The organism is uncultured Roseobacter sp. (assembly GCF_947493125.1).
Taxonomy (GTDB): domain Bacteria; phylum Pseudomonadota; class Alphaproteobacteria; order Rhodobacterales; family Rhodobacteraceae; genus Roseobacter.
Genome location: NZ_CANLQB010000007.1, coordinates 1 through 20,115, shown reverse-complemented (window position 1 = coordinate 20,115; position 20,115 = coordinate 1). Strand labels below are relative to the sequence as shown.

Here is a 20,115-nt window from a genome sequence, read left to right as displayed (position 1 = left end):
GCTAAGCGGCGCTAGAGCGGCAGTTTCGAAATTGCGACCAGGGTCGGTTGCAGACTTCGCAAATCATACCCGCCATCGGCCGCCGCGGCGATCACCTCGTCCACCGGCATTTCTCGGGCGGCGGCCAGCGCCCAGGCAATTGTCGAGCGCGTCCCGGAGGCGCAGTAGGCCAGCACCGGGCCCTCGCACGCATCTATTAACGCATGGTTCGCGGCAATGACGTCCGGTGTCATGGTCTGGTGTGTGAGCGGTTGCACGGCGAACTCCAGTCCCGCGGCTTCCGCTGCACGCTGCATCGCGGCGCATTGGTGGCTGGGCGGCACTTCCATATCCGGCCGATTGCACAGAATACGGCGGATGCCTGCCGCAGCGATGGTCTGCATATCTTCGGGGCCGATCTGAGGCGCCGCAAAGAAGCTCGGTGTGATCTGTCGCATATCCATGTCCAAAGCTCTAGGCAATGGCCCTCCGGCTGTCCAGATCGGTTCAACTTGAACCCGGCGTTTCAGACGATTGCTGCCGCTGATGTGAACGGATTTCAGGCGAGGAATATGCCAAGGATCACGAGCATCAGTCCAATCACCGACAGAAACAGCGATCCAAGGTTCATCGGCAGCGCCCGCCGCAACCGCCCGCGCATCTCGTCATCCGACAGCTTTGATCCGCGGGCGCGGGCCACATAGACGATGCACCACACCAGACCGAGAAGCCCGATAAACGACAGAGAGGCGCCTCCCCAAATCAGCAGATCAAAAATAGAGTGTTCGGCCGCTTCCATGGTTTGCAGCTACCCAATCCGTTGGCGGAGCGCAAGCCGGGTGGCGGCTGGCACCAAAGCAGCTTGCAGGCCGTGCCTGGGACGGCTACGCAGAGCGGCGATGATCAGACCGCCAGTTTCAGGAGATTCCCATGAGTGACACCGCCACCGATCCAGCCGGTCAGGACGCAGAGGGGGATGCAACATACCGCGTGACCGCGAACGAGCTGCGTCAGTTCGTCGAGCGGATCGAGCGGTTGGATGCGGAGAAGAAGGATCTTGCCGAGCAGCAGAAAGAGGTGATGGCAGAGGCCAAGGCGCGTGGCTACGACACCAAGGTCATGCGCAAGGTGATCGCGCTTCGCAAACGCGATGCGGACGATATCGCCGAGGAAGAGGCGGTATTGGAGATGTACAAACAGGCGCTTGGCATGTAGGCGCGCCGGGTCCGTCGAAGTCGGACGGTCTGCGACAAAAGGACATGATCCAGTGGCGCGACCGGCATAATCTCGGGCGGTCTACGCACAAGCGAAGCGATCGTGGCGGGTGCAAGCAATGCGACTGGTTCACACGCGTCTGACCGAATGCCGCACCGGCGACCCCGGATGTTGCAATGTGTTCCCTTCTTTACGAGACCCGTTGAGTTGCGACGTGCTTAAGCTCGGATTGCGTGGTGCCGCATCTTGATCACCCGTGATCCGGTCGCGCGGCCACGCGGCGTCGGCCTACGGCTCAGAAAAATTGGTTGGTCGTTCAAGCACCTGAGAACTGTTACTATCCTCTGAGCTTCATCGCGGCAGGGTCTGCTTGCGTTGGTTCGGGGTTTGCGAAGGTTCTCCGCCAAGCACATCATGAACTCGAAAGTTCGTGTCTGCGGTGTTCCGTCGTATTCAAGACGATCTCGCAGACTGCGCCGCCATACGATGCGCGACACTGCAGAGTGTGAGGATTGGAGGGTCCAAGTGCTGGTGAAGACCGGCACCCGTCAGGGCATGAAGCGTGATGTCGCAATGGCGCGGCCAAGTCGTGTCGCCTCTAAGGACCATCAGGTGGCGCTCATCGCGCCCTGCCAGCGCACCGACCAAATGAGCGAACAACTCGGCACTTTCACGTCCCCCAATCAAGAAGCAGACCCGATGCGCCGCGTCAAAACACCGGATCTCGCGCAAGGCGTGGGATCAGTGCGGCTGAATCAAACATGCGTCCCACAGTTCACCATAACAAGTATCACGCGCTCGACGCAGAGCATCGGGACAAGATGAGCAACGCCAACGCGCTCTGCCGTCCACCGTCACACTACTCAGGACGACCACATCGATATCAATGCCCATCCGGAGTACATCGACCACACTTGGATTCGGGAGGTTTTCGGTCACGGCGGCAACGACACGACTTACCAGACCTAGGGTCAGGACAACGATGTCTATGCATGCCACCTTTATGACCGCTATTACTTCGGTGGAACCGGGGTGGATACCGTGAACTATGGGTGACCGGATTATGACGTCTCCGTCTACCTGCATCTCGGATGGGGAGAGATTCACTGCCAGAGCTACCCGCTCAAACTCCGAAAACCGGTCAGCCGATCTCCACCGAATATGACGCGCGTGAGCACTACGATACGATTGAAAATGTCGTCAGGGGTCTGGGAAGTGATGACATCACCTAAACGGCGCGCGCACGTGCTTTCCAGTGGTGATGGCGCCGATACCGTGCACGGCGATCATGGCGGTGACCGGATGAGCGGTGATGACGAGAAAGCCGTGATGTATGGGGGTTCGGGTGCCGACACACTGTTGGGCGACGATGTCTCCGATGACCTTTGCGGAGGCAGTAAGAACGACTCCGTCTTTTGGGTGTTAGCGGAGCACGACGAACGGCACGGCGATGAGCGCGACGATACGCTGAAAGTCGGCGGCAACAACTGTACGGGAGACGCGTTGGCAATGATGAGTTGAACGGTGGCACCGGCTTCGGCACTGCGGTTTATGATACGGGCGGCTTTGTCGAAATGCTGCCGGATCTTGGTGAGCCCTCTGGTGTACTGGGCGAGGACACACGCAACGGCATTGAGGGCGCCCCAGTGATCGGCGCATGCGATGAGCTGGCTTACGGCAGCAGCGGCGGCGACGCTCTTCTGCTAGGCGCCGAGGACGATACGGCCTATGGGCAGGATGCGCCGACACGATACTGGGCAACGCTGGAGCGGATGACCCTTGGGGCGACGGCTCCGTCGGTGGCGGAACCGGCAATGAAGACATCAGATGCAGCAATGGTGCGGATGTACACAAAGGCAGCTGTGGCCATGTCACATTGGACGGCGGTGAAGGGGCGACGTTGTCCGTGGTGGTTGCGGCAATGTCCTGCTGATTTGAGGTGAGGGGACCAATGAGATCCGTATCCGCAAGGGCGACGGCATTGTCGCCTGGGAAGCGGGCGCAGTTGGTTTCTACCACATCGCTGATTTCGACTTCTATAGCGATGTTCTGCAGTTAGGCCCTGGTTTTCTGAAGGTCTTTGCGACCAAAGGCACCACGCTTGATGATCTGACCCAATTTCTGATGGTCGGCAACGGCACCTTATGTCCGCATAGGCCCAAGACGCCGGTTGGCAGCTTATCTCCGTGTTCCGCAGTGTCGATGAGAACGACCTGCAGGCGAAGATCGAAGACCTCTCCATCGTTGATGTGGCGCCCAGAACGCGCGCTCCGGATGGCGGTGTACCGGAAGAAGAGAACCCGCTTGGCGGCCTCAACCTGAGTGGAAAAGACGAGTTCGTTTTTTGATGTGTTCGGGCAACACGAAGGGCGGGTCGACCGCATCACCAAGATGATTGACCAAAATGACCGGTTTCCAAGACCCGTTCGGAAAGACGTGCAGAAATGCCAAAAATAGGACAATGATCGCGACACACGACCTCCATGGCACCGATAGGCAACGGCTATGACGCCATCTATTGGCTTGATCTCGAACGGGATCGGCTCGCCTTTGATCCGCACTAGGTCCACCCGCTCTTTGGCTATGACGAGGAGTTTGGCGCGGACCCCGACAACCTGCTTTGGGTTTTCCATCGGCATAAGGACAGTCTTCTTACTGCCCACAGGTATGACGCTGACTTTAACGAGATGGAGTATCGGGGGATCGCCTTGTTCAAAATTGTCGATGCTACGGCGTTTGCAAACAAGCGGCAAGATGATCCACGCGGAGATCGACGAACGAGCCCACGCCCGCGGCGAAGTACGATCTGCCGTTATTGAGTTTGGTATGGCTCAGGAAGACAGGTTCCAATTCCGAGACTTACGCGCCACGAGGGATCGTCTTCGCGGCGTCCTCGATGCTTGTTTGCCCTTAGTCAGAGAACTGCTGCGTCCAGCGCATTGCATTCTCAACCTCTCGCGCTTTTACGGTGGCAAGCGCATCCGAAGCATCCATGTCGAATGTCGCTTGCGCCCCGGCCGCGATCGCCGCGATCCGCATGGTATACCACGCCGTGACCGCACCAGCTGCGTTGGATGTCAGCCGCGGAAAGGTGGGCGCGGTCATCTCGTTGGTCTGCCAGAGGCGCGGCAGGTCCGGATACAGCACCAGTGCGCGCGCAAGACCAATGGCGTCAACATCACCGGACGTCAGCAGATCAAGGGCCTGGCCGAGTGTTTTCACTCCACCCGTCAGCATGAGCGGGCGCTGGGTCCGTCGGCGCGCCTCCTTCGCAAAGGCAGCGAAGTAAGGCCCGCTGCCGCTGCCGTCCGAGGAGGAGGCTGCGCCGGGAAAGTACGTCCCGCCGCTGATCTCGATCATGTCGATGGGTGAGGCCTCTAATTCATCGACCAGAGCCAAGGCCTCGGGTTCGGTCAACCCGCCGTCAAGAAGATCGGAGGCGTTGATCTTTATAGCGACGGGGAACTTCGGCCCGACGGCATCCCGCACGGCGTCCACGACCTCCAGCACAATCCGTCGGCGCGCAGCAGCCGAACCGCCGTAGGCGTCGTGGCGCCTGTTGAAAAGCGGTGAAAGAAACTGGCTGAGCAGAAAACCATGAGCGGCATGGATCTCAACACCACCGAATCCGCTGTCCCGAGCGAGCGCGGCCGTGCGCGCAAACTGATCGGGCAGCCTGCGGACCTCCTGTAAAGACAGCGCCGCGCAGCGCAGGCCAGGCACATCGATGGCGCTTGGACCAGCCGGATGGCTGATGTCCAGATGGGCGAGGGCACCCGCGTGCCCCAGCTGAAGCCAAAGCGCCGAGCCATTGGTCCCTCCGGCGCTGGCCAGCGCTTTGAAGCGCGGCGCCGTCTTTGGTTGCAATATCAGGTTGCCAGGGTTTTCAGGAAAATGCGCCGAGCCCTGAACTTCGCCAACGATGCTTGCCGCGATGCCGCCCCGCGCCCAGGTGGCGTAGAGCCGTTCCTGCGCAAGGGTCGGCAGACCGCAACCATTTCCAAGGGCGTCGGACATGGCCGCCTTGACCAGCCGGTTTTTCAGCGTCACGCCGCATGGCAGATCCAGCGGTTGGAACAGAGGGTCGACAGTCATAGAGGATCTCCCTTGCCCGGTCTGGCGTTCTGCGACCTGAGTGCCGCAATCGCACTGGTTTGGCCACCCGCTGGCCCTGAACCCATGAGTTCACGCGCGATCACGTCCGCGCCGCACATCTCAATTGCTGAGCAAATCGGCCTTGCGAAAGTCCGGGATGGCGGGTGTCCATCCCAGCAGCCTTCTCAGCTTGTCGCCGCTCATCTGTTGGTCGAGTGTGGGGCCAAGCGCCCAATCGCCATGCTCCGCAATCAAGACGTCGCTGGCGAGAATGCGATGCGGCTTCGATGTCCCGAAGTGCTCGGCGATATGATCCGCGATAAGGCGCACCCGTACGCCTTCTTCAGCGACTGCGTTGAAATGACCGATCAGGTCCGGCCTTTGCACCATGGTGCAATAGATGTCCGCCAGATCTCGGCGGTGGATAAGGGGCCAACGTGTGTCTCCATGGCCCCATATCTCGATGGCCTGTTTTTGCCGCGCGGCTCTGATGAAGCTGTCAAAAGCGCCGCCCGCCTCGTGATATACGATGGCTGGGTGGATCACCGCGGTGGAGAATGCTGCGGTCGCAAGCAACCGTTTGGCATTTCGGGTCATCCAGGCAAACGCGGGCAGCGGATCGAAAGGATGCTCTTCATCCGCGACGATCTCTCCGGTGGCACCATAGAGCCAGCAGCCGCCCGTATAGATCAGCCGAGGTCTGTGTGTGACACGCTTTGCGGCGTCGAGCAGCGCCGCAACGGTGCGGTCGTCTGCGTCTGCCATATCGTCGTCCAGCGTGCTGGCGAGATGCACGATGGCGTCATGGGTGACGGCCTTGCGCGCCCAGTCGTCTGGTGCCCGCAGATCTCCGGCATAAGGACAGGCGCCAGCAGAGGCGACCTTTTGCCGAGCCGACTGCGACCGGGTCAGCGCGGTCACGTTGTGGCCACGCGCCACAAGGGCGCGCAACACAGCGGTGCCTATGGAGCCGGTTGCCCCTGTTGCAAAGACATTCGCCATGCGCTTCATCCCCTCATTTCCCAACGTGAAGCTAGAGTGGTTCCGGGGCAGTGGTCAATTCAGTGGACAGGTGCAGTTGAGCGTCGAGGTGCTGCGAATGACCCAAACAGAAACAATGTGTTGCGGGCCGCCTTTCGCAAGTTTTCAAGGCGCCGATCAACAGGGTTTATACCGGCCATGTGAGATTTTATGAGGCGTTGGTCGGGGTTGTAGAGGCTCCATTCAATCCGCCTGCCACGCGTGCAACCACGGCTCAGCTCCGGCACAGGTTCCGGCCACATGCCCCGGAGACTTGTCCCGATCCAAGAGGGGACTCCTTCAAGTCATTGACTTATAAGTGTTTACCATGGCCGAATTCAATGCCGATGTATCCGTCGAGGCCATGGATGAAACCCGCCAGCGGGGCGTGGCCCCGCTGCGGATGCGCAATCAACCTTCGCCATGGCCAGTGCCCTAGGAAACAGACCGACTGCGAGAGCGTTTGAGGTCGGCGGGCAGGGCTGTCTTGGTGCGGATATCTCTGGTAGAACCCGTCTGGTCCCGAATGGCTGCTTGACCGATGATTTTCCAGTTCTTGACTTATGAACTCGACACGGATCGGCGCGAATTGCGAGAACAGGATCAGCCTGTCGCGCTCACGCCCAAAGCATTTGATGTCTTGTGCTACCTTGTGGAGCATCGCGACCGAATGGTTGCAAAAGCGGAACTGCTGGATGCTTTTTGGTCGGCGCAGGTGTCCGAAGCCGCGCTTCAGAAGACCGTAAGTCTGATCCGCAAGGCTGTTGTGGCCACGGGTGCGACACCTGAGGTGCTGAAGACATATCATGGGCTTGGGTTTCGTTTCGTCGCCGATGTCGTGCGGGTGGACCATGCACCGCAGGAAGAGGCGCGGCCAGCGGTTTCCGTGCGCGAACAACGATTTATCACGGCTCTTTGCGTCCGGCTGAATAGGCCGGCGGCGCAGGATAACGGCAAAGCCCAATTCGATCTCGCGGATGCCCTCGAGCCTGCCAAACAGATCGTTGAGCGCTATGAAGGCAGTCTTTTGCGGATGATGCTTGAGGGCTTTACCGTCTCCTTCGGACTGGAGACAGTCTACGAAGACGGCGCTCGGCGCGCCGCTCATTGCGCGTTGGAGCTCAAGACGCTTGCCAAACTGCTCTCGCGGGATGGCTCTGCTCTCAGCTTGAGCATGGGTTTGCATAGCGGCGCGGGTGATCTTCGGTCTGGGGATATGGCCGAAGTGTGGGTGGCCCCAGGCGAGATTGAACGGGCCGCCACCCGCATCGCCGAGACCGCTGCTCCTGGTGAAATTCTGATCAGTGGGGCCACAAAAGATCAGTTGGGAGATGAAGTCGAAAGCGTCGCCGCATCGACCGGGTATCGGCTGATCCGAATGGCGGAGATGCAGGCTGGCGTGCCCGCGCGACCGCGGAAAACTCCCGCCAGCTTTGTCGGTCGGAGTGCTGAGCTTGGATTTCTCAACCGCAATCTTGAACTGATGATTGCGGGCAATGGACAGGCGCTCGCGCTCTCCGGACCCGCCGGCATTGGCAAGACCCGGCTGGTGTCGGAATTCCTCGCGGGTTTGGAGCAGACGTCTTGTCGACATGTGACGTTGCATTGTTTGCCGGGGCTGTGCAATTCGCCGGGCGCGCCCATCGTCGACCTCTGCCGTACCCTCTTCCCGCAGGCGCCTGAGGGCGCGGTCCGCGATCACATTGATGCCGCGCTGCTGCGGGAGCTCCACGAGGACCCGCCGGAAAAGGACCCCGCCCTAAAGGCGCTGTCCGACCACCAGCACCGGTCGCGAAGCTATGCGCTCGTCAATCGGATGCTGAAGGCCTCCAGCGATCAGCATCCTATCGTCATCGTGATTGAGGACACACATTGGATCGACGCAACTTCGCAGATGTTTCTCGACGCGATCGTACGCGAAATTGACGCCAAGCGATTAATGGTGCTGATGACCACACGTCCGACAGAGACGCCGCCTTTGGCCGAAGGTGTGTTGCAGCTTTCGCCTCTCGGACATGCCGACAGTCTCAGGCTCCTGCACCAGAACACGGAAGAGCAGCCACTGGCCCGAGAGACCGCAGAGCGTTTGGTGCAGCGGGCTGCGGGCAATCCATTTTTCATTGAAGAGCTGGCCCTGGCTGCGCATGTGGGTTCGGATCGGTCAACCGACCTTCCCGATACGGTGCAGGCCGTTATCGCGGTGCGGATCGGAGCGCTGGAGGTCCAGCATCGGGTGCTGATCTATATCATCGCCGTGATCGGACCGCCCGCACGGCAAAGCCTGATCGAAGCACTCACCGGGCTGGAAACGGGCGCCGTGGACGCCGCGCTCGATCACCTGATGCGTGCAGGCTTTCTGCAGGTGGAGGCGGACGGATACAGTTTTCGCCATATGCTGATTCAGGACACGGCCTATGCCACCGTGGCGCCGGACGAACGACAGCGGCTGCATCGCGAGATTGCGCAGCTGTTGGAGAGCGCGGATTTCGCAGGGCAGGCACGTCCCGAGACCTTGGCATGGCATCATCAGGAGGCTGGGCAGAAGGATGCCGCCTTGGATTACTGGATCAAGGCAAGCCGCGATGCTCTGCGGCGCTCCGCGCGTCAGGAAGCGGTTGTCTTTGCCCGCAACGGCCTGCAGCTGATTGAGCCGGGTTTGGGCGACACGAGCCGTCAGGAGCTCGACCTCCAGCTGTGTCTCGCATCGACGTTGGGAGCGCTGCGGGGCTATGGTGCGGTTGAGGTCGGCGAAGCATATCGCCGCGCCCGTGTCCTGAACGGTGACATCGGCAACCAGAAAGCGGACGTCCGCATTCTTGTGGGTTTGTGGATCCACACCTGGGTCCGTGGGCAATTGACGGAGTCACTGAACTTCGCGCGCCGGCTCGCCGAGAGTGAGGTGACAGCCAAAGATCCGGCGCGCAAGCTGCAGGCGGAAGCCAGCGTGGGGCAGGTGCTGGTGCACAAGGGGGCCATCACACCGGCGCTTGCACATTTGACCGCCGGGCTCCGGTCGGTCGAGCATGCGCCCCCCGCGACTTTGCCCTCGCAGAACGCGGCGGTCGCTTGTGCGTCCTACGCCGCTTGGGCCACCAGCCTCGGCGGTCAGTGTGAGGAGGCACGGAGGTTTATCGCGTTGGCGCAACGGCTCAGCCAGACCTTCGAAAACCCGTTCGCCGAAGCCATCCATCATGCGCTCTGCGCCGAACCCTGCATGTTCATGCAAGACGCGGAAGGGTGCTTGGCGTTGGCGGACCGTGCGGTGGTGCTCAGCCGCGAGCACGGGTTCGACTTCTGGCTCGGAACCGGGCTTGTCATGCGGGGTTGGGCCTTGAGCCAGACCCGGCACATGGATGCCGCATTTTCCGCGTTTGACGAGGGCCTCTCTGTCTTCGAGGCGACCGGTGCCCGCGTGCAGTTGGCCAACTGGTACGGCCTCAAAGCCGAAGCGCATTTGGTTGCGGGTCAGCTCGAAGAGGGCTGCGCGACGGCTGCCCATGCACTTGAATGCGCAGGCCGGGCGGAGGACATGTTCTTCGTGCCGCGCATTCATACGACGTTGTCGATGCTCCATCGCAAGGCCGGTGCGGAAGAGGCTGCCCGCGCGCATGCAGAACAGGCCACGCGTCTTGCGCGATCCTTTGGCATGACCATCCCGCTCTTGCCGGCGCAGAGACTATCCCGCTAAGGCCGCAAGCGCTTGCGTCAGGGTTTGGTCAGAACTCTGTCAGGATTTATCGCCCGCTTTTTGAAAACACTTCCACAGGCCTTGGCGCGCATGACGCCCGGGTGTTTGGATTGAGCAATTGGCGCTGGCGCGCCTTGTGTTGTTTTCTGTGTCTCCCCTCCGTCCGCCTTCGCCGGATGCGTGCCCGATATGTCATTTGGCGGGCCAGGGCTGGCGAAGGATCTGCAACATCACGGCGGTGCGCTGCCTTGGGTGTGACGGAAAGGTATCGGGTCATGAACTTGAATTGGGACGATCTGCGGATACTGCTGGCGATCGTCCGGTCGGGGTCACTTACGCGGGCCTCGGTGATGTTGGGGATCGACCAATCGACTGCGGGGCGACGCTTGTCTGCGCTGGAAGCCGCGCTTGGCACGACCTTGTTCCTGAGATCGAAGACCGGCATCCTGCCCACTGAGATTGGCGAAAAGCTGATCGTGCATGCGATGGAGATCGAGCGTCGTGCCGAGACCATCGCAGAGGTGGCGGCCGCACCGGACTCAGGCCCGGTTGGTCAGTTGCAGATCATGGGCGATCATTGGGTGCTTGAGCAGTTGGCAAATCAGTTCCTTCCGCCGTTCACCAAGGCACATCCGCAGATGTCGCTGAGGCTTTCTTCGGGGCCTCCGACGGTGTCCATGTGGACCGCGGCGACCATTTCGCTTTGGTTCGAGGAGCCACCGCAAATGGGTGAGTTTGCCATCAAGCTGGTGGAGGTGCCTTTTGCGGTCTATGCGCCCCGCGGCACAAACCACGATGATTTGCCCTGGGTTTCAATGATGGACGACAGTGCCACCCGCCGCGCGCCAGCCAAGTTCCTGGAAAAGATGCGCAAACCGGATGACAGCGTGCAGTTGACGGCGAATGACGCCCGGCTGGTCAGAACCGCCGTGGCAGGGGGGATTGGCAAAGGGCTGTTGCCAATGTGTCTGGCGGAGGGCGATCCTGCACTGAAGCGCATTCAGGATCCGGACTACGAGATCACGCGTGTGCTTCATCTGCATGCGCATCCAGACACGGTGCAGACCTTGCGTGTGCAAACAGCCATTCGGTGGCTCCGAGAGAGGACCGAAGGCATCTTCGGGGCCTCTTCCGTCGCTGTCGACCAAGGTGTGGTATCAAAATTCGAAGATGGAGCGGCTGCGCGCAAGATCTGTGCCTGAAGGCCGCCTTTGGTTTCTCTGTGAAGGTGGATGAACTACCGACAGACGAGCCTGTTCGTGTCAACGCGCGAGCTTGCAGATCTGACGTATATTAACCAAATGCCGTGCTCTGCCTCGGGGATCTTGGTTCGGCCGTCGGTGCAGGAGCAACATCTGATTGTAATTTTCTGAAAGAATTCAAGTTGTTGGAGTGACGCCTGCGTTAACCATCAACAGATGTGGACGTATTCGTTTCAAATTTTCTGCAGTATGATCAGATCCTGTTAAACATGGTGTTCAGGATCTGGAGCGGAACAAATGGCAGCAACACCAGAGCATGCGGCACGGGTTCTCGGGCTCACCGTCGACGCGACGCTCGAGGAGGTGCGCCTCGCCCGCCGGTCGCTTGCGCTGAAGTATCACCCTGATCGCTGCACCGACATGGATCGCGCCTCCCGCCATATGGCGCGGATCAATGCCGCGGTGGACACACTCGTGGCCCACATCCGTCTGCAGACCAAAGCAAAATCGAAGGTGACGCGCCAGCCGGACTGGGAGAGTGTGCGCCGAGCCAAGGCTGCTGAAAACATCGCGCGAGCCCGCGAGACGGCGCGCCGCGCCAAAGCATCTGCCGCAGAGGCCGACGCCGCGCAGACCGTGCACCGCGAGCGCTCAAAGACATCCGTCACGCACCCAACGGCCTTCGCAAGCGACGCGGACGAATTCCCGAGGGCGGAACTCGCCTTGATCCGTCTGGCGGCTGCGTCTTATCGCACGGTTCTGGAGCGGATCAGCGGCACGCAGCCGGAACCGAAGATAGACGTCACAGTACTCGCCTATCCGGCCTGATACGGTTGTCCGGGTGGAACAGGCTCCAGATGCCGGGCAGCCCAAGTCGAACACGCTGAGATCCCACCGCATTAGGCAACCTCCTCTGTTTTGTGTTTCAGTTTCAGACCTTTGAGGGTTCGTCGGTATTTGCGAGAGGCGGGGTGCCGTTGCCCCACATCTCGTAGCGGAGCGTCACTGTATCCTTGCCACTAAAGGTTTGCATGCCTGCGAATAGGGCTGCTTCGGCGTCACCTTTGAAGCTCGTCCGGCTAAGGGTCAGGTCAAGAGATCCCATCTCAGCTCCGGCGTCATCTCGTTTGATCGCAACCCAGGAGAATGCCTCATCAGGCGCCAGCCCTGAGGCGGCTTCCGCCCGTGCAAAGGCGAAGCCGAAGCCGTCTGCGCCGAGGTCGAACAGGCGGTGGGTCGCGGCCTCCGCTGGCTGTTCATCGGTTTGACCAAAGACCAAGACATCGCCGCCCATGTCATTGAGCGCGACCAATCCCCTGTCCGCTGCCTTGGCGATGCCGAATGCCGCCCGCCGGCGTCAAGGATGTGATCTCTGGCACTTCCGGCCATTCAACCGATATCAAGCAGGAGGTGCGTCCCATCAAGATAATCCTATTCGTCGATCTGAAATTCGAAACCGACTTCTGTCACATTGCGTGTCCGGACAGAAAATGGGTGGCTGCGATGCTGGGAGCCAGGCCACATAGTGACGTAGGCATCCGAAATCGGCCGTTCAAATATGACGCTGTGCCAGGCGGTGGTATCGGTTTGTTCAACGCGGGGCTGTCCGTCGGTGGCCGCGCTTCGTCTTCCTGTTTGGCGGCAAGCTAGCCTGCGGCATAGGTGATATCAGTGATGTCCAGCTGCACGGTATATTCGGTCGGCGGCACGTAGATGCTAGAGCCTTACCAGCTTTCGGAAACGGGTGCTTGGCCCACATGCGGCTATCCATCAGCATAGACAATGTCGTGGTAGAAATCCCATCCGAATAGTGAATGTCATAGTCGCAATAAACGGTGATATCCGGAACCGACGCGTAACCGAGCGTTTCGGCATCAAGGTTCAGGATATCTTGGGCTTCGCGGACCATGTCCAAACCCATTGTGTAAGTCATGTTGAGTGGACTGGCTCCAAGCGCGTATTGCAGATCACTTTGGATCACCTTGGGAAGCGCGTTATCCCCGGTCAGGTGGTGCAGCCGCACCATGACCTCACTGGAATGACTGGGCCGGGTGGCGGTGTTGCCTCAGCCTTAGGGCGCATAGGGGTTGTAGAGGTTGCCAAAGGCGGCCCCCCCCGCCCGAGGTCGATCAGCAGATCCACCGGTATTGATCGTAGGCCTGCAAGTATAGGCAGTCGGTGCCGGTCTGGCGACAGATCCATCCGTTCTCGTACACAAAACCCTGGTAGTCCGGTGAAACGCCGGCGGGGACATCGGCGCTTTGTGCATCGTCGGCGATTGTGCTGAGTTCAAATCTCACTTGAATTGTTGTGTCGTCGATAAATCCGACGAATATGATGTGTGTCTGGTGGCTGATCGCTCCTGTCTTTCCCTCCCGAACGCAGTCTGGCGCGTCATGCTGTCGCTCAGTCAAAAAGTGTCGGTGGCGATTTCCAAGTAGAAATATCCGTCAAACCCAAACGAGTGGCTTTTCGCGGATTCTCATAACCATACGGCAGCGCACCGTCGCACGAAACGCCTGTTTTGGGGCGTCTGCTCCGGGCCGGATCCGGCCTGCGATTGTTCCCAGTTAAGAGGCCGTTTGAGCGCGGTGCGATTAACCGGTTCGATGGCTTGAATAACATCAGCCCGCGCGCCGTCGCGCCGGACGGTCGGGTCATTGGGTCGGTGAGGGAGCAGAGGATCGCGGATCCAACGCCCTCTTCTAGCATGAGTTGTGGGCGTGTTTGGCGGATTGTCGGCCGACCCATTATTCTTCGTTGACACGATGAGCGTTTTTCTGCCTATTTGAGGTAATTTAAAGGTGTGGGGTGCGGATCGTACGAATGTTGGTCTTTTGTTGGCCGATTTAAGTTCTTGATACTTAACGTTATTTGCAAATCTCACACCTCCATTGATTTTTAGCGGGGGTTCATCATGGCAAATTTTGATAACACTGATCGTGCCATTTCAGGCTTGACGACTGAACTGATCGGCAGCGGAAACGACGACGACATCACCTTGTCGGGAACCTTCCTGCTTTCAGGAACGACATCTGGAGTTATTGATGGCGCCGGAGGCTCGGATACGCTGAACCTCAGCAGCTCCAATCTTGAAAATGTCACCATTTCAGGCATCGAAGCAACAAACCTGGCCAATAACGGGACGCAAGTCATTGAGGCGCAGCAGATCGAGAATCTGGGCACCATCGGGCTGACCGGGAATGGATCGACCTTCGGCGGCTCTATTCAGTTGCGCGGGGACTCGGGAGATACGGCGGATTTCTCCGGCCTTGATTTGAGCGGCACGGAAGAATTGACGGTTACGAGCAACTTCGGCGTGGGAACCACTCTGACATCTGACTTTTCAGCCGCGACTTTTGGCGGGTCCAGCTTCGTCGACTACAACGGCGGGTCTGCAAATGAGAGCGTGACCGGCGGAACGGGGAACGATCAGCTCTCCGGTGCCGGCGGCAATGACACCTTGATCGGGGGCCTTGGCGATGACCTGATTGAGGACACCAGCGGTACGAACGACCTGCAAGGTGGGGCAGGCAACGATACGATCTCTGTAAGCAACAACTCGGCCACCACCGTCGACGGTGGCGCGGATGATGACGAAATCAACATCAGCGGTACCTTTACTGACGGAACCGTTGACGGTGGCGCAGGCAACGACACGGTGAACTTCAGCAGTGCCAACGTGACGGGCACCACCTTTGTCAACATCGAGAGGTCGAACCTCGCTAACAGTGGCACGCTGTTCATCGATGCTGTTCAGATCGAGAACCTCGGGACAATCAACCTGACCAACAACGGGTCGGCCTTCGGCGGGTTCATTCAATTGCGCGGTGTCTCGGGAGATGTGGCTGATTTCTCCGATCTTGAGCTGAGCGGTACGGAAGAGCTGACGGTCAGCAGCAATTTCGCGGCAGGCACGTCGCTGACATCGGACTTCTCTGCAGCCAGTTTCGGCGGGTCCAGCTTCGTCGACTACAACGGCGGGTCTGCAAATGAGAGCGTGACTGGCGGAACGGGGAACGATCAGATCTCCGGTGGGGGTGGCAACGATACGCTGATCGGTGGTCTTGGCGATGACCTGATTGAGGACACCAGCGGCACCAACGATCTGCAAGGCGGCGGCGGCAACGACACGATCAACAGCAGTTCGAATGCAACCGGCTCCATCGACGGTGGGTCAGATGACGATACGATCAACGTCTCAAGTACCTATACCGATGCGAGTATCGACGGCGGTGCGGGTACGGACATACTCAACCTCAGCAGTGCAAATCTGACCGGGACGACCATCTCGAATATCGAGACGACCAATCTCGCCAACAACGGAACCCAATTCATTGACGCGGTCCAGATTGCGAACCTGGGCAGCATCAATCTGACTGGCGCTGGCTCCTCCTTTGGTGGCTTCATCCAGCTGCGCGGTGCCTCCGGCGACACGGCGGATTTCTCAAACCTTGCATTGAGCGGCACGGAAGAGCTGACGGTTACCAACAACTTCGCGGCAGGCACGTCGCTGACATCGGACTTCTCGGCAGCCACGTTCGGCGGTCAAAGCTTCATTGACTACAACGGTGGCTCAGCGAACGAGGTTGTCATCGGCGGAACAGGGAACGACCAGCTCTCTGGGGGCGGCGGCAATGACACCCTGATCGGCGGCCTCGGTGATGACCTGATTGAGGACACCAGCGGCACCAACGACCTGCAAGGCGGCGCGGGCAACGACACGATCAATAGCAGTTCGAATACAACCGGGTCCATCGATGCAGGGGCTGATGACGATACGATCAACATCGCCAGTACCTATACGGATGCGACGATCGACGGTGGTTCGGGCACGGATACGCTGAACCTCACGAGTGCCAACGTCACGGGTACCACCTTCTCGGGCATCGAGACGTCGAACCTCGCCAATAACGGCACGCTGTTCATCGATGCGGTACAGGTCGCGAACCTGGGAACGATCAACCTGACCAATTCCGGATCAGCCTTCGGCGGGTTCATTCAATTGCGCGGCACGTCTGGTGATGCGGCCGACTTCTCGAACCTTGTGTTGAGCGGTACGGAAGTGCTGACGGTCAGCAGTAACTTCGCCGCGGGAACAACCCTGACCTCTGATTTCTCGGCGGCGGCATTTGGTGGGTCGAGCTTTATCGACTACAACGGCGGATCCGCGGATGAGGTTGTCATCGGAGGGGCCGGGAACGACCAACTGTCCGGAAGCGGTGGCAGCGACACGCTGATCGGGGGCCTTGGCGACGACCAGATCGATGATTCCAGCGGCACCAACGACCTGCAAGGCGGGGTCGGCGACGACACCATTACCGCCAGCGGCAATACCTTCACCACCATTGACGGTGGCGCGGACGATGACGAAATAAACATCGCAAGCACCTTCACGGACGGAACCGTTGACGGTGGCGCAGGCAACGACACGGTGAATTTCAGCAGTGCCAACGTGGCGGGCACCACCTTTGCCAACGTCGAGAGGTCGAACCTCGCCAACAACGGCACGCTGTTCATCGACGCCGTGCAGATCGAGAACCTCGGGACAATCAACCTGACCAACAATGGGTCGGCCTTCGGCGGGTTCATTCAATTGCGCGGTATCTCGGGAGATGCGGCGGATTTCTCCGATCTTGAGCTGAGCGGTACGGAAGAGCTTGCGGTCAGCAGCAATTTCACATCGGGCACCTCGCTCACAGTGGATTTCTCCGCAGGAACCTTCGATGGGTCAAGCTTCATTGACTACAACGGTGGCGCTGCGAACGAACGCGTGACTGGCGGGTCTGCCAACGACCAGCTTTCGGGAAGTTCCGGCGATGATACCTTGATCGGCGGCCTCGGCGACGACCTCATAGATGACTTCAGCGGTGCCAATGATCTGCAAGGTGGCGCGGGGAACGACACGATCACCGCCAGCTCAAATTCGGGGACGTCCGTCGACGGCGGGGCAGATGACGACACCATCAACATCTCCAGCACCTTCACGAATGGTGCCATCGAAGGCGGTGCAGGCACGGATACGTTGAACCTGACCAGTGCCAACCTGACCGGCACGACAGTCTCCGGCATCGAGAACACCAACTTTGCCAACAATGGCAACCAGCGGATCGATGCGGCACAGATTGCCAATCTTGGAGAGATTGCTCTGACAGGAAACGGGGCCGCATTCGGTGGTTTCCTGCAGTTGACCAATATTGATGGTCAGGTCGTCGATCTTGCAAACTTGACCCTTGCCGACAATGAGTTCTTCCGGGTCAGCACGATCGGGAACACAACTGAATCCGTCACCGTCGATCTGTCGAACGGGACCTATGGCAACAACGTGACGCTCGAGTTCTTTGGATCGAGCGCTGTCGACACGGTCATCGCGAGTTCGGTGGCAGAAGACTTAAACGGAAACTTCGGCGCAGATCGCTTGTCCTATGAAGCTTCGACCTCGGGCGTCACTGTCGATCTGCTGAACGGTACGGCCAGCGGTGGCTTTGCCGAAGGCGATGATATCTCCGGCTTCGATAACATCACCGGCAGCAGCAGCAACGACCTCTTCAACAGCGCCGCCCGGAACAATGACTTCGATGGGGGCGACGGAACCGATATCGTTGTCTTCCAGGGCAACCGGGCCGACTATACGATTGTCGAACTGGCCGGGAACACCACGGTTACGGATAATAATGGCTTCACCAACGGGTTCGACGGCACGGTCACGACGACGCGCGTTGAAATTCTGCGGTTTGCCGATCAGGACGTCGTCATTGTGCAACCGGGGCTGCCGCAGCTTACGATCTCCGGGTCGCCATCGCTTGCCGAAGGTGACAGCGGCACAACGGTCTTCGAGTTCACCGTAACCCGCACGGGCACCGATCTTTCCGGCACCAGCAGCGCATCCTTCGCTGTGAGCGGTATCACTGCAGATGCTGGTGATTTTGTGGGCGGCGTGTTGCCCACGGGGACAGTGAATTTTGCAGCCGGTGAGACCAGCCAGATCATCTCCATTCCGGTTCAAGGCGACACGGTGTTGGAGGGCGATGAGACCTTCACAGTGACGCTCTCCAATCCGGTCGATTCGGAAATCACAGGCAGCGCCTCCAATACCGGCACGATCCTGGATGATGATCCCCTGCCGACGCTCTCGATCGCCGGTGCCGGGATACTTCCCGAAGGCGATGCCGGAGTGACCACCTTTGAGTTCGTGGTCACGCGCGCGGGGGATCTGAGTGGCGCGAGTTCGTCGACATTCAACGTGCTGAACAATGGCACCAATGCGGATGACTTCGGCGGCGTGATCCCAAGCGGCACGGTCGACTTCGCGGCAGGAGAGGACACGGCCGTCATTTCCATCGATGTGACCGGCGATGTAGACCCGGAGAACAACGAGTTGTTCTTTGTGCAGCTCTCCGCACCGACAGGCGCGACGCTCGCCACATCGACAGCTTCCGCGACCATCGAAAACGATGATCCTTTCGAGCCCGCCTTGCTGCTCTCGAATGCGACAGCTCAGGCCGAGGGTGACACGGGCACAACCAGCTTCGAGTTTACGGTCACGCGCAGTGGCATCCTGACCCAGGCAAGCTCCGCCGATTATGTGGTGAGCGGCGGGAGTGCGAACGCCGACGACTTCGGCGGAACCTTCCCGTCGGGAACCGTCAACTTCGCCGCCGGCGAGGATACCGCGACGATCACCATCGATGTCACGGGCGACACGGACATCGAGAGCAATGAGAGCTTCGTGGTGACGCTGTCCAATCCCACCAATGCTCGGATCATTGATGGCGTGGGTGTCTCTACGATCCTGAACGACGACGCGCCGCTGCCGACGCTCTCGATTGCGGATGCCGGGGCGCAAGAGGAAGGCGATACCGGCACAACCGATTTCAATTTCACCGTAACCCGTTCGGGCGATCTGTCGGAGGCCAGCTCTGCGGCCTACGCTGTGGTTGGCAGCGGCGCGAATGCGGCGGACTTCGGCGGCGCATTGCCGTCGGGGACGGTGAGCTTTGCGGCGGGCGAAGACACGGCAGTCATCACCATCGAAGTATCCGGTGACGTTGATTTGGAAGGCGACGAGCAATTCCTTGTTAGTCTGTCTGCTCCCCAGAATGCGACCATTGCGGACGGTCTGGCCGTGGCGACGATCCTGAACGACGATACGACTCTGTCGATTTCAGATGCGGGCGCTCAGTTTGAAGGGGACGCGGGGACCACGGGCTTCGAGTTCACGGTCACAAGAACAGGTGATTTGTCTCAAGCCAGCTCCGCAGCCTATCAGGTTTCCGGAGGCACCGCTGATGCAGCAGACTTTGGTGGAACCTTCCCGTCCGGGACGGTCAGTTTCGCCGCCGGAGAAGATACAGCCACGATCACCGTGAACGTGTCAGGCGACACCGATCTTGAAGCTGCCGAAACCTTTGTTGTCACACTCTCCGGCCCAACGAACGCGACGCTTGCGGATGACACGGGCACGGCGACGATCCTGAACGACGACAGCGCGCCGCTGCCGACGCTCTCGATTGCGGATGCGGGGGCGCAGGCCGAGGGCGACGCGGGCACCACCAGCTTCGTGTTCACGGTGACGCGCGCGGGCGATCTGAGCGCGGCGAGCACGGCGGCCTATGCGGTGGTCGCGGGGGACACGGATGCGGCGGACTTCGGCGGCGCGCTGCCGTCGGGGACGGTGAGCTTTGCGGCGGGCGAGGACACGGCGGTGATCACCGTGGATGTGACCGGCGATCTGGATGTGGAGGGGGACGAGGCGTTCAGCGTCGTGCTCTCGGCGCCGGACAACGCGACGCTTGCGGATGACACGGGCACGGCGACGATCCTGAACGACGACAGCGCGCCGCTGCCGACGCTCTCGATTGCGGATGCGGGGGCGCAGGCCGAGGGCGACGCGGGCACCACCAGCTTCGTGTTCAC

General features: G+C 60.0%; 14 protein-coding genes. 9 read left to right on the top strand and 5 right to left on the bottom strand.

Features of this window, described 5'->3' with window-relative positions:
- Positions 1-11: 11 nt before the first annotated feature.
- Complete coding sequence (locus tag Q1A71_RS15575) at positions 12-443, bottom strand: TIGR01244 family sulfur transferase (RefSeq protein ID WP_299678159.1); 432 nt, start codon at positions 441-443, stop codon at positions 12-14.
- A 95-nt stretch (positions 444-538) separates the two neighbouring features.
- Positions 539-778 (bottom strand): hypothetical protein, encoded by a 240-nt coding sequence (locus tag Q1A71_RS15570; RefSeq protein ID WP_299678157.1) that lies wholly within the window; start codon positions 776-778, stop codon positions 539-541.
- 131 nt (positions 779-909) lie between these two features.
- Here Q1A71_RS15570 and Q1A71_RS15565 point away from each other — a divergent pair, with 131 nt between their 5' ends.
- The 5 genes from Q1A71_RS15565 (at position 910) to Q1A71_RS15545 (ending at position 3,542) form a co-directional block, all read left to right on the top strand.
- Positions 910-1,194: a DUF2312 domain-containing protein gene (locus Q1A71_RS15565; RefSeq protein ID WP_299678155.1), complete on the top strand. Its 285-nt coding sequence runs from the start codon at positions 910-912 to the stop codon at positions 1,192-1,194.
- A gap of 525 nt (positions 1,195-1,719) precedes the next feature.
- Entirely contained in the window at positions 1,720-2,019 is a 300-nt protein-coding gene (locus Q1A71_RS15560) for a hypothetical protein (RefSeq protein WP_299678153.1), read from the top strand.
- A gap of 393 nt (positions 2,020-2,412) precedes the next feature.
- Positions 2,413-2,715: a hypothetical protein gene (locus tag Q1A71_RS15555; protein WP_299678151.1), complete on the top strand. Its 303-nt coding sequence runs from the start codon at positions 2,413-2,415 to the stop codon at positions 2,713-2,715.
- Complete coding sequence (locus Q1A71_RS15550) at positions 2,712-3,137, top strand: hypothetical protein (protein ID WP_299678149.1); 426 nt, start codon at positions 2,712-2,714, stop codon at positions 3,135-3,137. The genes Q1A71_RS15555 and Q1A71_RS15550 overlap by 4 nt, the downstream gene beginning before the upstream one ends.
- 243 nt (positions 3,138-3,380) lie before the next feature.
- A complete protein-coding gene (locus Q1A71_RS15545; RefSeq protein WP_299678147.1) occupies positions 3,381-3,542 on the top strand; it encodes a hypothetical protein in 162 nt (53 codons plus the stop codon).
- Positions 3,543-4,104: 562 nt separating this feature from the next.
- Here the strand turns inward: Q1A71_RS15545 and Q1A71_RS15540 are convergent.
- A complete protein-coding gene (locus Q1A71_RS15540) occupies positions 4,105-5,289 on the bottom strand; it encodes an oxidoreductase (protein WP_299678145.1) in 1,185 nt (394 codons plus the stop codon).
- Positions 5,290-5,409: 120 nt separating this feature from the next.
- On the bottom strand, positions 5,410-6,291 hold the full coding sequence (locus Q1A71_RS15535) for an NAD-dependent epimerase/dehydratase family protein (protein WP_299678142.1): 882 nt from the start codon (positions 6,289-6,291) through the stop codon (positions 5,410-5,412).
- A gap of 559 nt (positions 6,292-6,850) precedes the next feature.
- Here Q1A71_RS15535 and Q1A71_RS15530 point away from each other — a divergent pair.
- The 3 genes from Q1A71_RS15530 (at position 6,851) to Q1A71_RS15520 (ending at position 12,027) form a co-directional block, all read left to right on the top strand.
- Positions 6,851-9,997: an AAA family ATPase gene (locus Q1A71_RS15530; RefSeq protein WP_299678139.1), complete on the top strand. Its 3,147-nt coding sequence runs from the start codon at positions 6,851-6,853 to the stop codon at positions 9,995-9,997.
- 275 nt (positions 9,998-10,272) lie between these two features.
- Positions 10,273-11,199 (top strand): LysR family transcriptional regulator, encoded by a 927-nt coding sequence (locus tag Q1A71_RS15525; protein ID WP_299678136.1) that lies wholly within the window; start codon positions 10,273-10,275, stop codon positions 11,197-11,199.
- A 297-nt stretch (positions 11,200-11,496) separates the two neighbouring features.
- Positions 11,497-12,027, top strand: coding sequence for a J domain-containing protein (locus Q1A71_RS15520; RefSeq protein WP_299678133.1), 531 nt, complete (start codon positions 11,497-11,499; stop codon positions 12,025-12,027).
- 103 nt (positions 12,028-12,130) lie between these two features.
- On the opposite strand, the gene Q1A71_RS15515 is transcribed toward Q1A71_RS15520, so the two are convergent.
- A complete protein-coding gene (locus Q1A71_RS15515) occupies positions 12,131-12,511 on the bottom strand; it encodes a hypothetical protein (RefSeq protein WP_299678130.1) in 381 nt (126 codons plus the stop codon).
- A gap of 1,605 nt (positions 12,512-14,116) precedes the next feature.
- On the opposite strand from Q1A71_RS15515, the gene Q1A71_RS15510 reads away from it, so the two are divergent.
- Positions 14,117-20,115, top strand: a 5,999-nt coding sequence (locus tag Q1A71_RS15510; RefSeq protein WP_299678127.1) for a Calx-beta domain-containing protein, incomplete at its 3' end; no start/stop codon positions are given.

Coding starts and splice junctions, on each gene's coding strand:
- Q1A71_RS15575 (WP_299678159.1), bottom strand. CDS start 443: ATGGATATGCGACAGATCACACCGAGCTTCTTTGCGGCGCCTCAGATC.
- Q1A71_RS15570 (WP_299678157.1), bottom strand. CDS start 778: ATGGAAGCGGCCGAACACTCTATTTTTGATCTGCTGATTTGGGGAGGC.
- Q1A71_RS15565 (WP_299678155.1), top strand. CDS start 910: ATGAGTGACACCGCCACCGATCCAGCCGGTCAGGACGCAGAGGGGGAT.
- Q1A71_RS15555 (WP_299678151.1), top strand. CDS start 2,413: ATGACATCACCTAAACGGCGCGCGCACGTGCTTTCCAGTGGTGATGGC.
- Q1A71_RS15540 (WP_299678145.1), bottom strand. CDS start 5,289: ATGACTGTCGACCCTCTGTTCCAACCGCTGGATCTGCCATGCGGCGTG.
- Q1A71_RS15535 (WP_299678142.1), bottom strand. CDS start 6,291: ATGGCGAATGTCTTTGCAACAGGGGCAACCGGCTCCATAGGCACCGCT.
- Q1A71_RS15530 (WP_299678139.1), top strand. CDS start 6,851: ATGATTTTCCAGTTCTTGACTTATGAACTCGACACGGATCGGCGCGAA.
- Q1A71_RS15525 (WP_299678136.1), top strand. CDS start 10,273: ATGAACTTGAATTGGGACGATCTGCGGATACTGCTGGCGATCGTCCGG.
- Q1A71_RS15520 (WP_299678133.1), top strand. CDS start 11,497: ATGGCAGCAACACCAGAGCATGCGGCACGGGTTCTCGGGCTCACCGTC.